Consider the following 13,086-nt stretch of genomic DNA (forward strand, 5'->3'; position numbering starts at 1 on the left):
ATTCCTGGGAAACATAAAGGCAGACCGACAAAACCGGTCTGCCAAGAAGCGGGAATTTAACATGGGCGCCTTACCTCAAGCAAGGAAACACCCGCCGTCCTAGACTCGAACACGAGGCGCATTCCATGCGCCTCATTTCGTATGTCGGCGAGCAAGCCGGGGGGGGCTTACTCGATACCTGCATCAGTGCCTACCGGCGCCTCCGCAAAGGAGACCTGGGAGGAACCAGAAAGGGTTTCCAGTTCCGAGGCGGTCAACCCGCCTTGGCGATGACGCTGCGCGTGATACGCCAGACCCGTACCTGCCGGAATCAGACGGCCGACAATAACATTTTCCTTCAGACCACGCAAGGTATCACGCGTACCACGAACCGCCGCTTCGGTAAGAACGCGAGTGGTTTCCTGGAACGATGCGGCCGAAATAAACGACTCGGTCGCCAGCGATGCCTTGGTGATACCCAGCAGCACCGACTGGAATTCAGCCGGACGCTCGTTACGGGTCACCGCGCGATCGTTTTCGCCATTGATCCGCACGCGCTCCACCTGTTCGCCACGCAGATAGTGGCTCTCACCCGGCTCGGTGATCTCGACTTTGCGCAGCATCTGACGAATGATCGTTTCGATGTGCTTGTCGTTGATCTTCACACCTTGCAGGCGGTAGACGTCCTGGATTTCCTTGACCAGGTACGCAGCGAGCGGCTCCACACCCAGCAAACGCAGGATGTCGTGCGGATTGGGCTCGCCGTCCACGACGGTTTCACCCTTCTCCACGTGCTCGCCTTCAAACACGATGACCTGACGCCACTTCGGAATCAGCTCTTCGTGCTCGTTGCCATCGCTGTCCTTGATGATCAGGCGCTGCTTGCCCTTGGTGTCCTTACCAAAGCTGACCACGCCCGAACGCTCGGCAAGAATGGCCGGTTCTTTCGGCTTGCGGGCTTCGAACAAGTCGGCAACGCGCGGCAGACCACCGGTGATGTCGCGGGTCTTGGAGGTTTCCTGCGGGATACGGGCAACCACGTCACCCACGCCCACTTCGGCGCCGTTCTGGATCGACACGATCGCACCGGCCGGGAGGAAGTACTGCGCCGGCACATCGGTGCCCGGCAACTTGAGCTCGCGGCCCTTGTTGTCTTCCAGGCGCACGATCGGACGCAGATCCTTGGCCGCGGTACCGCGACGCTTCGGATCGGTCACCACCGCCGACTCCAGGCCGGTGAGTTCGTCGGTCTGGCTCTGCACGGTGACGCCATCGATGAAGTCGATGAAGCGCACCACACCGGCCACTTCCGACACGATCGGATGGGTATGCGGATCCCAGTTGGCGATGGTCTGGCCAGCCTTGACCGGCGCACCATCTTTCACCGTGATGGTGGCGCCGTAGGGCACCTTGTAGCGCTCACGCTCGCGACCGTTGGCGTCGATCACCGACACTTCGCCCGAGCGCGACACGGCTACCAGATGACCCTGGGCGTGTTGCACGGTCTTCAAGTTGTTGAACTTCACCGCGCCGGTGGTTTTCACCGACACGTTGTCGACTGCCGCCGCACGCGACGCCGCACCACCGATGTGGAACGTACGCATCGTAAGCTGCGTGCCGGGCTCACCGATCGACTGTGCAGCGACCACGCCCACCGCTTCACCCATGTTCACCAGGTGACCGCGAGCAAGATCGCGGCCGTAGCACAGCGCGCAAACACCGTGGCTGGCTGCACAGGTAATGGACGAACGCACCTTGATCGACTGCACGCCCGCCTTGTCGAGCTTTTCGACCAGCGCTTCGTCCAGCAGGGTGTCGCGGGTGACGATCGGCTCGTCGCCCTCCCCCGGGCCGTACACATCTTCGGCCACCACGCGGCCGAGCACGCGCTCGCGCAGCGGTTCGACCACGTCGCCACCTTCCACGATCGGCTGCATGATCAGGCCTTCCTCGGTACCGCAATCGGTCGAGGTGATGACCACGTCCTGCGCCACGTCGACGAGACGACGGGTGAGGTAACCGGAGTTCGCCGTCTTCAACGCCGTATCCGCAAGACCCTTACGAGCACCGTGCGTCGAGTTGAAGTACTGCAGAACGTTCAGGCCTTCGCGGAAGTTCGCCTTAATGGGCGTCTCGATGATCGAGCCGTCCGGGCGCGCCATCAGGCCACGCATACCGGCAAGCTGACGAATCTGCGCCACCGAACCACGCGCGCCGGAGTCGGCCATGATGTACAGCGAGTTCATGGACTTCTGCGCGACGGTTTTACCTTCGGCATCAGCAACCTTTTCGGTACCGATACCGTCGATCATCGCCTTGGCGACCTGCTCGTTGGTGCGTGACCAGATGTCGACCACCTTGTTGTAGCGCTCGCCGGCGGTGACCAGACCCGACTGGTATTGCTCCTGGATCTCGACCACTTCCTTCTCGGCTTCTTCCAGAATGCCCTTCTTCTCGGCCGGAATGATCATGTCGTCGATGCCGATGGAGATACCGGCGCGCGTCGCGAAACGGAAGCCGGTGTACATCAGTTGGTCGGCGAAGATCACCGTGTCCTTTAGACCCAGGCGGCGATAGCACTGGTTAATCAGGCGCGAGATGTTCTTCTTGGTGAGCTCGGTGTTGGCCAGCTCGAACGGCAGGCCTTCGGGCATGATTTCAGCCAGCAGCGCACGGCCCACGGTGGTTTCCATCAGCGAAATGCTGCTGGTACGCTCACCGCTGTCATGCACGTGCACCTGCTTGAGGCGCACCTTGATCTTGGCGTGCAGCTCGATCACGCGATTTTCGTACGCACGGCGCACTTCAGTGATGCTAGAGAACACCATGCCGGTGCCCTTCGCATTCACCAGTTCGCGCGTCATGTAATACAGGCCCAACACCACGTCCTGCGTCGGCACGATGATCGGTTCACCGTTCGCCGGCGACAGGATGTTGTTGGTCGACATCATCAGCGCGCGCGCTTCGAGCTGCGCTTCGATCGACAGCGGCACGTGCACGGCCATCTGGTCACCGTCGAAGTCCGCGTTGAACGCGGTACAGACGAGCGGATGCAGCTGGATGGCCTTGCCTTCGATCAGCTTTGGCTCGAACGCCTGGATGCCGAGACGGTGCAGCGTCGGTGCACGGTTCAGCAGTACCGGATGCTCGCGGATCACCTCTTCGAGGATGTCCCACACCATCGGCTCTTCGCGCTCGACCAGCTTCTTGGCCGCCTTGATGGTGGTGGCCTCGCCGCGTGCCTGCAGTTTGGCGAAGATGAAGGGCTTGAACAACTCAAGCGCCATCTTCTTCGGCAGACCGCATTGGTGCAGGCGCAGCGTCGGACCAACCACGATCACCGAACGACCGGAGTAGTCCACGCGCTTGCCGAGCAGGTTCTGACGGAAACGCCCCTGCTTGCCCTTGATCATGTCGGCGAGCGACTTCAGAGCGCGCTTGTTGGTGCCGGTGATGGCACGGCCGCGACGGCCGTTATCCATCAGCGCGTCGACCGATTCCTGCAGCATGCGCTTTTCGTTGCGCACGATGATGTCGGGCGCATTGAGTTCAAGCAGGCGCTTCAGGCGGTTGTTGCGGTTGATGACGCGGCGATACAGATCATTCAGATCGGACGTCGCGAAACGGCCACCGTCAAGCGGCACCAGCGGACGCAGGTCCGGCGGCAGCACGGGCAACACGGTCATGACCATCCATTCCGGACGGTTGCCGGATTCAAGGAAGGCCTCGATCAGCTTGACGCGCTTGGTGAGGCGCTTGAGCTTGGTTTCCGAGTTAGTGGAAGCGATCTCTTCCTTGAGGCGAATCACTTCACCCGGAAGATCCAGCGACTTCAGCAACTCGTACACGGCTTCCGCACCCATGCGGGCGTCGAATTCATCACCGTGTTCTTCTACGGCTTCGAGGTACTGATCTTCGCTGAGCAGCTGACCACGCTCAAGCGCCGTCAAACCTGGATCGATCACCACGAAGGCTTCGAAGTACAGGATGCGCTCGATGTCGCGCAGGGTCATATCCAGCATCAGACCGATGCGGGACGGCAGCGACTTCAGGAACCAGATGTGCGCGACCGGGCTGGCCAGCTCGATGTGGCCCATGCGTTCACGACGCACCTTGGCGAGCGTGACTTCGGTGCCGCACTTTTCGCAAACCACGCCGCGATGCTTCATGCGTTTGTACTTGCCGCACAAGCACTCGTAGTCCTTCACCGGACCGAAAATGGCGGCACAAAACAGGCCGTCACGCTCCGGCTTGAAGGTACGATAGTTGATCGTTTCGGGCTTCTTCACCTCGCCGTACGACCAAGAACGGATCAGCTCCGGCGACGCCAGTGCGATCTTGATCGAATCGAACTCCGGCGTGGTGCGCTGCTGATTGAACAGATTGAGCAAATCTTTCATTGCATAAGCTCCTGTAACCCGCGGGTTACTTGATCTCTTCCAGGTCGATGTCGATGCCGAGCGAGCGGATTTCCTTCACAAGCACGTTGAAGGATTCCGGCATGCCCGCCGCCATCTCGTGGTTACCGTCGACGATGTTCTTGTACATCTGGTTGCGGCCCTGTACGTCGTCGGACTTCACCGTGAGCATTTCCTGCAGGGTGTAAGCCGCGCCGTAGGCCTCGAGCGCCCAGACTTCCATTTCGCCGAAACGCTGACCGCCGAACTGCGCCTTACCGCCCAGCGGCTGCTGGGTGACGAGCGAGTACGGACCCGTCGAACGCGCGTGCATCTTGTCGTCGACCAAGTGGTTGAGTTTCAGGTAGTGCATGTAGCCAACGGTGACCGGACGATCAAACGCTTCGCCGGTGCGACCGTCGAACAGCGTGGTCTGGCCCGACTCCGGCAGTTCCGCCAGCCTCAGCATCGCCTTCAGCTCCGCTTCCTCGGCACCGTCGAACACCGGCGTGGCCATTGGCACACCATCCTGAAGGTTGTTCGCCAAGGTGAGGATTTCCTCATCGCTAAGCGACTTCAGGTCGACGTGCTGCACGGCACCGGCGACGTGGTGGTTGTAGATCTGATCGAGGAACTCACGGATCTTCGCCACCTTCTCCTGCGCTTCGAGCATCTGCTGGATCTTCTTGCCCAGACCTTTCGCGGCCCAGCCCAAGTGCACTTCCAGAATCTGACCGATGTTCATACGCGAAGGCACGCCCAGCGGGTTCAGGCAGATGTCGATCGACGTACCGTCAGCCATGTACGGCATGTCTTCCACCGGCACCACGTTCGATACCACACCCTTGTTACCGTGACGACCCGCCATCTTGTCGCCCGGCTGGATGCGGCGCTTCACGGCCAGGAACACCTTGACCATCTTCAGCACGCCCGGCGCGAGGTCATCGCCCTGGGTGATCTTCGCCTGCTTCTCCTTGAAACGCTTGTCGAACTCTTCCTTGTGGCGCTTGACCTGTTCGGATGCGCGCTCGAGGAATTCGACCGTGGCTTCGTCCTTCGGATTGACCTTGAACCAATCGTCCTTCTTCAGGCCATCGAGATACTCGTTGGTGATCTCAGCGCCGCGCTTGAGGCCAGCCGGACCGCTGTTGGCGACCTTGCCAACAAGCTGCGCACGCATACGGTTGTAGATCGCGCCTTCGAGGATGCGGAACTGGTCGTCGAAGTCCTTACGGATTCGCTTGATTTCCATTTCCTCGATCTGGCGGGCGCGCTTGTCCTTCTCGATACCATCGCGCGTGAACACCTGCACGTCGATAACGGTGCCATCCATGCCCGGCGGAACACGCAGCGAGCTGTCCTTCACATCGGACGCCTTTTCGCCAAAGATCGCGCGGAGCAGTTTCTCTTCTGGCGTGAGCTGGCTCTCGCCCTTCGGCGTGACCTTGCCGACCATGATGTCGCCGGCCTTCACTTCCGCACCGATGTACACAATGCCGGATTCGTCCAGACGTGCCAGCGCCTGTTCACCCACGTTCGGGATGTCGGCGGTGATTTCTTCGGCACCCAGCTTCGTATCACGCGCGATACAGGACAGCTCCTCAATGTGGATCGAGGTGTAGCGGTCTTCTTGCACGACGCGCTCGGAGAGCAGAATCGAGTCTTCGAAGTTGTAGCCGTTCCACGGCATGAAGGCGATCAGCATGTTCTGGCCGAGCGCAAGTTCGCCCAGATCCGTCGAGGAGCCGTCGGCCAGCGTGTCGCCCTTCGCCACGACGTCACCGACGTTCACCAGCGGACGCTGATTGAGGTTGGTGTTCTGGTTGGAGCGGGTGTACTTGGTCAGCGTGTAGATATCGACGCCAGCGTCGTTCTCGCCAACTTCGGCCTCGTTCACGCGCACCACGATACGTGCGGCATCGACCTGGTCGATCACGCCACCGCGCTTGGCGGTGACGATGACGCCCGAGTCACGCGCCACAGCGCGCTCGATGCCGGTACCAACCAGCGGAGTCTGCGAGCGCAGGGTCGGCACGGCCTGACGCTGCATGTTCGCGCCCATCAGCGCGCGGTTCGCATCGTCGTGCTCCAGGAATGGCACGAGCGCCGCCGCGACCGACACGGTCTGCATCGGCGAAACGTCCATGTAGTTGATCTCGGCCGACGGGCGCAACTCGGATTCACCGCGGAAACGGCAGGACACGAAGTCTTCGACGAAGCGTCCGTCCTTGAGCGGCGAGTTCGCCTGCGCGATCACGTGGTCGCCCTCTTCGATCGCCGACAGATATTCCACCTGGTTGGTGACCTTGCCGTCCACGACTTTGCGGTACGGCGTCTCGAGGAAGCCGTACTGGTTGGTACGCGCGTACACGGCGAGCGAGTTGATCAGGCCGATGTTCGGACCTTCCGGCGTTTCGATGGTGCAGACGCGGCCATAGTGAGTCGGATGCACGTCGCGCACTTCGAAGCCTGCGCGCTCGCGCGTCAGACCGCCTGGACCCAGTGCAGATACGCGACGCTTATGCGTCACTTCCGACAGCGGGTTGTTCTGGTCCATGAACTGCGAGAGCTGCGAGGAACCAAAGAACTCCTTCACCGCTGCCGCGACTGGCTTGGCGTTGATCAGATCCTGCGGGGTCAGGCCATCGGCTTCGGCGAGCGACAGGCGCTCGCGCACGGCGCGCTCCACGCGCACCAAGCCGATGCGGAAGGTGTTTTCCGCCATTTCACCCACCGAGCGAACGCGACGGTTGCCGAGATGGTCGATGTCGTCCACCGTGCCATGACCGTTCTTGATGTCGATCAGCACTTTCAGCACATCGAGGATGTCGGACTGATCACCCTGCGAGGCCACCAGCGTCTGTGCCTCTTCACTCTTCAGCTCGCCGAAGTACTTTTGGTCGAACAACACACCCGGGCCGAGGATGTCCTTGCGGCCGACGCGGCGGTTGAACTTCATGCGACCCACGGCCGACAGGTCGTAACGATCGAAGGTAAAGAACAGATTGAAGAACAGGTTCTGCGCTGCTTCCTTGGTCGGCGGCTCGCCCGGGCGCATCATGCGATAGATTTCCACCAGCGCTTCAAGCTGCGTCTTGGTGTTGTCTATGCGCAGGGTGTGCGAGATGTACGCGCCACGATCGAGATCGTTCACGTACAGCGTAGGCAACGTTTCAATACCGGCCTTGCGGAAGTTTTCCAGCTGCTCAGCAGTGATTTCGTCGTTCGCCGACGCCAACAGTTCGCCGGTCTTCGGATCAACGATGTCGATGGCCAGAATGCGACCAACCGGGTAGTCATCCGGCACTTCCAGCGCAGTGATGTTCTCCGCGGCAAGCTGGCGCACGTGACGCGCCGTGATGCGCTTGCCGGCTTCCACCAGCACCTTCTCACCGATCATCAGATCGAAGCTCAGCGTTTCACCGCGCAAACGCTCGGCGACCAGCTCCAACGTGGTGCCACCCTTCTTGCCCAGGTGGAACACGTTGTGCTCGAAGAAGATGGTGAGCATCTCTTCATTGCTGTAGCCAAGCGCGCGCAACAACACTGTCACCGGTAACTTGCGGCGACGGTCGATACGGGTGAACAGGGCGTCCTTCGGGTCGAATTCGAAATCCAACCACGAGCCGCGGTAAGGAATCACGCGTGCAGAGAACAGCAGCTTGCCAGAGCTGTGCGTCTTGCCACGATCGTGGTCGAAGAACACACCCGGCGAGCGATGCAGCTGCGACACGATCACGCGTTCGGTGCCGTTGATGATGAAGGTACCGGTATCGGTCATGAGCGGAATTTCGCCCATGTAGACTTCTTGCTCCTTCACGTATTTGACGGCCTTCTTCGAGGCCGGACTGTCCTTGTCATAGATCACCAGACGCACGGTTACGCGCAGTGGGGCACCGAACGTCATGCCACGGTTACGGCATTCACGCTCGTCGAACGGCGGCTCACCGAGACGGTAATCAACGTATTCAAGGGCCGCGTTGCCCGAATAGCTGACGATCGGGAACACGGACTTCAAGGCGGCGTGCAGACCTTTGTCTTCGCGCTGCTTGGGAGCAATGTCCTCTTGCAGGAATTCACGGTAGGAATCGGTCTGGATTGTCAGCAGGTTGGGCACGCCCAGTACGGGCGGACGCTTGCCGAAATCCTTGCGGATACGCTTCTTCTCGGTAAACGAGTAGGTCATGGTCGGTGACGCCTCGGTTCGCTGTGGCGCCGGTGGTGCACACACCGGCAAAATGAAAAAAATTTTGGAGGGGGAATCGAGGATGAAGAGTCGTAACCCGTTCATCCTCCATGCCCCGACTCCGGCACTTCCTTCGCCGCGCTGAAAAGGCCCATGCCTGTTTCAGCTTGGATGAGCTGAACACCAGAGTGTCCAGTTCATTGACGACAGGCCTTCCTGCCCTGCGTAGGTCGCTTCGGGCGAGCATTTCGCCGAAGCGGGCAAAGCCCGGGGACTTACGCCCCCAGGCTTGCGTGACGCTGGATCAAACTGACGGCGCGCAAGGGCGCCAATTACTTCAGTTCGACCTTGGCGCCGGCGGCTTCGAGGTCCTTCTTGAACTTCTCGGCGTCTTCCTTCGACACGGCTTCCTTCAGGACGCCACCCGACTCGGTCAGGTCCTTGGCTTCCTTCAGGCCGAGGCCGGTGATCGCGCGAACGGCCTTGATCACGTCGACCTTCTTGTCGCCGGCGTTCACGAGAACGACGTCGAATTCAGTCTTCTCTTCGACAGCCGGAGCTGCAGCACCACCACCACCAGCCATGACGACCGGGGCGGCAGCAGACACACCAAACTTTTCTTCGATGGCCTTCACCAGCTCCATCACTTCCATGAGCGACTTGGCGGCTACGGCTTCAACGATCTGTTCGTTGGTAAGGGACATTGTTGTTTCCTCTGGAAATTGTATTCAGTTGAATCGCGTCGAACTTAGGCAGACGCGGCTTCGGCTGGAGCTTCGCCACCACCCTGCTTGTCAGCCACGGCCTTGACGGCGCGCGCAAACATTGCTGCGGGTTCGGCCAGCACACGGGCCAGCATGGCAAGGGCTTCTTCACGGGTCGGCAGCGAGGCCAGCACATCGACGTGCGCAGCTGGCAACAGCTTGCCTTCCACCGAGACGACCTTCGCCTTCAGCTTGTCGTTGCTCTTGGCAAATTCCTTGATCAGACGACCGGCAGCGCCGGGTTCTTCCGTCGAGAATGCGTACAGGAGCGGGCCGGTCAGGGCGTCTTTGACGACCTCAAACTCGGTGCCCACCACGGCGCGCGAAGCGAGCGTATTCTTGACGACTTTCAAGAACACACCGGACTCGCGGGCCTTCTTGCGCATCGCGGTCATTTGTTCGACCGTGGTGCCCGCATACTCGGCAGCGACCAAGGAGTGAGCCTTCGCGGCCACGGCGGCCAGTTCGGCGACTACTTCTTGCTTCTGAGAGAGATTCAGAGCCATATCACTCCTCCAAATTAAATCCGCTTACGGCTCCTGCCGCTTGCGGTCCTGAGCGATGCCTTCCTTGACATCGGGGACGTGAGAGTCCCGGGTGGTGGCCTTTCCAGAGAAATTCCAGAAGGGGCAGCACCATCTACGCAGGCCTGGCCAGAGCCGGATTAAGCGACCTCGTTGGCGGCGACGGCGATTCCTTTGCCAATTCGAGCTCCATGCCCGTCGTCGTCGCGCGCTGGTCGCGCCTGCGGTCTTTGACGGCGGCTCCGGCTACTGCCAGGGCTGCCCTCAAAAACTTGCCTGCGCGAAATAGCTTCCACGCAGGACTTGAATGTCTTACTTGGCCGAGGCAGCACTCAGGGTCGACGTATCGACCGGCACACCCACGCCCATCGTGCTGGACAGCGCAACCTTCTGCAGGTACTGGCCCTTGGCCGTGGCCGGCTTCGCCTTCATCAGATCGGCGATCAGTGCATTCAGGTTGTCAGCAAGCTGTGCTGCTTCGAAGTTGGCCTTGCCGATGGTGGCGTGGATGATGCCCGCCTTGTCGTTGCGGAACTTCACCTGGCCAGCCTTGGCGTTCTTCACGGCCGTGACGACGTCAGCGGTGACCGAGCCGTCCTTCGGGTTCGGCATCAAGCCGCGGGGGCCGAGCAACTGACCCAATTTACCGACCACGCGCATGGCGTCCGGCGTAGCAATCACGCGACCGAAATCGAGATCACCCGCCTGCATGCGCTCGGCCAAGTCGTCCATGCCGACAGCGTCGGCACCAGCGGCCTTGGCAGCCTCAGCCTTTTCACCGGCCGGGCAAAACACGGCGACTTTGATGGTCTTGCCGGTGCCGTGCGGCAGCAACGACGAGCCGCGCACACCTTGATCGGACTTCTTGGCGTCAATGCCGAGGCGCACAGCGACGTCGACGGATTCGACGAACTTCGCCTTGGCGTTGTTCTTGACGATATTGAGAGCTTCATCCAGGCCATAGACCTTGCCCGGCTGCACTGCGGCCTGAGCGGCCTTCAAACGCTTCGTAAGCTTTGCCATGTCTTAACCCTCCACCACCAGGCCCATGCTACGCGCGCTACCGGCGATGGTGCGCACTGCGGCATCCAGATCAGCAGCCGTGAGATCCGGCTCCTTCTGCTTGGCAACGTCTTCCAGTTGCTTGCGCGTGATCTTGCCAACCTTGTCGGTGTTCGGCTTGGACGATCCCTTGGCGACGCCCGTGACCTTCTTGATCAGTACCGATGCCGGAGGTGTCTTGGTGATAAAGGTAAAAGTACGGTCCGAGTAGGCCGTGATGATGACCGGGATCGGAAGACCCGGCTCCATCTTCTGCGTGGCGGCGTTGAACGCCTTGCAGAACTCCATAATGTTCAGGCCGCGCTGACCGAGGGCCGGTCCCACGGGAGGCGACGGGTTAGCCTGACCGGCCTTGACCTGCAGCTTGATATAACCGACAACTTTCTTTGCCATTTGAGGTTTCCTCGCGAGTTCTAGCGCCCTGCGGCTCCTCGCCGTATACATTCCCTGTTGAGAGGAGAGCCCACGATCCCGCGGACTCCAGAAATACGGACACGCCGAGTCAAAAGACTCCGGCGTGAACCGAATAGTTTAGAGATGATCCGGGCTTTAAGCAAGCCCTGTGCCGAATGGGTAGATCAGGCCTTCTCGACCTGCCCGAACTCCAGCTCGACCGGTGTGGAGCGCCCAAAAATCAGCACCGCCACGCGCAACCGACTCTTCTCGTAATTGACTTCTTCGACTACACCGTTGAAGTCGTTGAACGGGCCATCGATGACGCGAACCATTTCGCCCGGCTCGAACAGCACCTTGGGCTTGGGCTTGTCCACACCTTCACGGACGCGGCTGAGAATCGTATCGGCTTCGCTATCGCGGATTGGCATGGGACGATCGGCCGTACCGCCGATAAAGCCCATCACCTTGGGCGTTTCCTTCACCAAATGCCAGCATTCGTCATCGATGCGCGGCGCCTTGCCTTCGGTATCGGTTTCGATCTGCACCAGCACATAGCCAGGGAAGAACTTGCGCTCGCTGCGGCGCTTCTGGCCGCTGCGCATTTCCACGACTTCCTCGGTGGGCACCAGCACTTCGCCGAACTTCTCTTCCATGCCGGCACGATGGATGCGCTCGATCAGCGATTTCTTAACCTGGTTCTCGAACCCGGAATAAGCATGGACGACATACCAACGCTTGCTCATTGCGGTCTCCTCAAGAACCCAGCTTCAGTAACCAGTCGAGCACGACCGACTTCAGGATCAGGTCAATCAACCCCAACAGCAGAGAGAGTACGACGACCACAAGAATAATGATGCCGGTGGTCTTGATCGTCTCGTCCCGTGTGGGCCAGACCACCTTGCGCATTTCGAACTGCGACTCGGCAAGGAAGTGACGCGTGCGGCGACCTGGCGCCGTAAAGGCAGCAATCGCCAGGGCGATGATCACGGCAACCAGGATGGTAATCAGACGCAGCGGGGAGGCCGCACCGATATTTCCGAGATAGGTATAGCCGACGATACCGGCCGCCAGCACCAGCACGGCCAGCACCAGCTTGCCGATATCGGCACCGCTCGTGCCTTTGGACTGTTCAGCCTTGGTATTCATGCGCGTCATGCGGGTGACTCGAATCTCAGCCATACAGGCTTCGCGATGCACCCGCCATCATTCCTATAGAGAAGATGGCACGCCAGGAGGGACTCGAACCCCCAACCTGCGGTTTTGGAGACCGCTGCTCTGCCAATTGAGCTACTGGCGTACGGAGTTAAAACTTACGGGACCCGGTACTGGAGCCAGGCACTCGAAAGACATTGGGGCAGTGCCCAATCTTTCCGAGTCCCGAGTTCCAGTCTCGAGTCCCGCCGATGATATTACTTGGTGATCTTGGCGACGACGCCAGCACCCACCGTGCGGCCACCTTCGCGGATCGCGAAGCGCAGACCTTCGGTCATCGCGATCGGCGAGATCAGCGTGACCTTCATCTTCACGTTGTCGCCCGGCATCACCATCTCCACGCCTTCCGGCAGCTCCACCGCGCCGGTCACGTCCGTCGTACGGAAGTAGAACTGCGGACGGTAGCCCTTGAAGAACGGGGTATGACGGCCACCCTCTTCCTTCGACAGTACATACACCTCGGCCTCGAAGTCGGTGTGCGGGGTGATCGAACCCGGCTTGGCCAACACCTGACCACGCTCCACGTCTTCACGCTTCGTGCCGCGCAGCAGCAGACCCACGTTGTC

At 60.4% G+C, this 13,086-nt stretch carries 9 protein-coding genes and 1 tRNA gene; all 10 read right to left on the bottom strand.

Translation table 11 applies throughout. The features are described from left to right. Nucleotides 1–167 precede the first annotated feature (167 nt). On the bottom strand, nucleotides 168–4,379 hold the full coding sequence (rpoC, locus tag IEX75_RS03560) for a DNA-directed RNA polymerase subunit beta' (protein ID WP_188792869.1): 4,212 nt from the start codon (nucleotides 4,377–4,379) through the stop codon (nucleotides 168–170). Between the two features lie 25 nt (nucleotides 4,380–4,404). Next, nucleotides 4,405–8,562 (bottom strand): DNA-directed RNA polymerase subunit beta, encoded by a 4,158-nt coding sequence (rpoB, locus tag IEX75_RS03565; RefSeq protein ID WP_188792870.1) that lies wholly within the window; start codon nucleotides 8,560–8,562, stop codon nucleotides 4,405–4,407. Nucleotides 8,563–8,894: 332 nt separating this feature from the next. Beyond that, a complete protein-coding gene (gene rplL / locus IEX75_RS03570; protein ID WP_188792871.1) occupies nucleotides 8,895–9,266 on the bottom strand; it encodes a 50S ribosomal protein L7/L12 in 372 nt (123 codons plus the stop codon). A 44-nt stretch (nucleotides 9,267–9,310) separates the two neighbouring features. After that, on the bottom strand, nucleotides 9,311–9,832 hold the full coding sequence (gene rplJ, locus IEX75_RS03575; RefSeq protein WP_188792872.1) for a 50S ribosomal protein L10: 522 nt from the start codon (nucleotides 9,830–9,832) through the stop codon (nucleotides 9,311–9,313). 330 nt (nucleotides 9,833–10,162) lie between these two features. Further along, nucleotides 10,163–10,873 carry a 50S ribosomal protein L1 gene (rplA, locus tag IEX75_RS03580; protein ID WP_188792873.1) on the bottom strand — a complete coding sequence of 237 codons (711 nt, stop codon included), beginning with the start codon at nucleotides 10,871–10,873 and terminating at the stop codon, nucleotides 10,163–10,165. 3 nt (nucleotides 10,874–10,876) lie between these two features. Beyond that, on the bottom strand, nucleotides 10,877–11,305 hold the full coding sequence (gene rplK, locus IEX75_RS03585; protein WP_115497596.1) for a 50S ribosomal protein L11: 429 nt from the start codon (nucleotides 11,303–11,305) through the stop codon (nucleotides 10,877–10,879). A gap of 185 nt (nucleotides 11,306–11,490) precedes the next feature. Beyond that, the gene (gene nusG / locus IEX75_RS03590) at nucleotides 11,491–12,051 is read right to left on the bottom strand and encodes a transcription termination/antitermination protein NusG (RefSeq protein ID WP_188792874.1); all 561 of its coding nucleotides are present in this window, start codon (nucleotides 12,049–12,051) and stop codon (nucleotides 11,491–11,493) included. Between the two features lie 10 nt (nucleotides 12,052–12,061). After that, nucleotides 12,062–12,454: a preprotein translocase subunit SecE gene (gene secE / locus IEX75_RS03595; RefSeq protein ID WP_188792875.1), complete on the bottom strand. Its 393-nt coding sequence runs from the start codon at nucleotides 12,452–12,454 to the stop codon at nucleotides 12,062–12,064. Between the two features lie 75 nt (nucleotides 12,455–12,529). Beyond that, nucleotides 12,530–12,605, bottom strand: a tRNA-Trp gene (locus IEX75_RS03600). Nucleotides 12,606–12,717: 112 nt separating this feature from the next. After that, nucleotides 12,718–13,086: EF-Tu C-terminal domain-related protein (locus IEX75_RS03605; protein ID WP_484489055.1), on the bottom strand; the 369-nt coding region annotated here is incomplete at its 5' end.

It is taken from the genome of Dyella nitratireducens (genome assembly GCF_014642835.1).
GTDB lineage: Bacteria > Pseudomonadota > Gammaproteobacteria > Xanthomonadales > Rhodanobacteraceae > Dyella_B > Dyella_B nitratireducens.

Coding starts and splice junctions, on each gene's coding strand:
- rplK (WP_115497596.1), bottom strand. CDS start 11,305: ATGGCAAAGAAAGTTGTCGGTTATATCAAGCTGCAGGTCAAGGCCGGT.
- secE (WP_188792875.1), bottom strand. CDS start 12,454: ATGAATACCAAGGCTGAACAGTCCAAAGGCACGAGCGGTGCCGATATC.
- nusG (WP_188792874.1), bottom strand. CDS start 12,051: ATGAGCAAGCGTTGGTATGTCGTCCATGCTTATTCCGGGTTCGAGAAC.
- rplL (WP_188792871.1), bottom strand. CDS start 9,266: ATGTCCCTTACCAACGAACAGATCGTTGAAGCCGTAGCCGCCAAGTCG.
- rpoC (WP_188792869.1), bottom strand. CDS start 4,379: ATGAAAGATTTGCTCAATCTGTTCAATCAGCAGCGCACCACGCCGGAG.
- rpoB (WP_188792870.1), bottom strand. CDS start 8,562: ATGACCTACTCGTTTACCGAGAAGAAGCGTATCCGCAAGGATTTCGGC.
- rplJ (WP_188792872.1), bottom strand. CDS start 9,832: ATGGCTCTGAATCTCTCTCAGAAGCAAGAAGTAGTCGCCGAACTGGCC.
- rplA (WP_188792873.1), bottom strand. CDS start 10,873: ATGGCAAAGCTTACGAAGCGTTTGAAGGCCGCTCAGGCCGCAGTGCAG.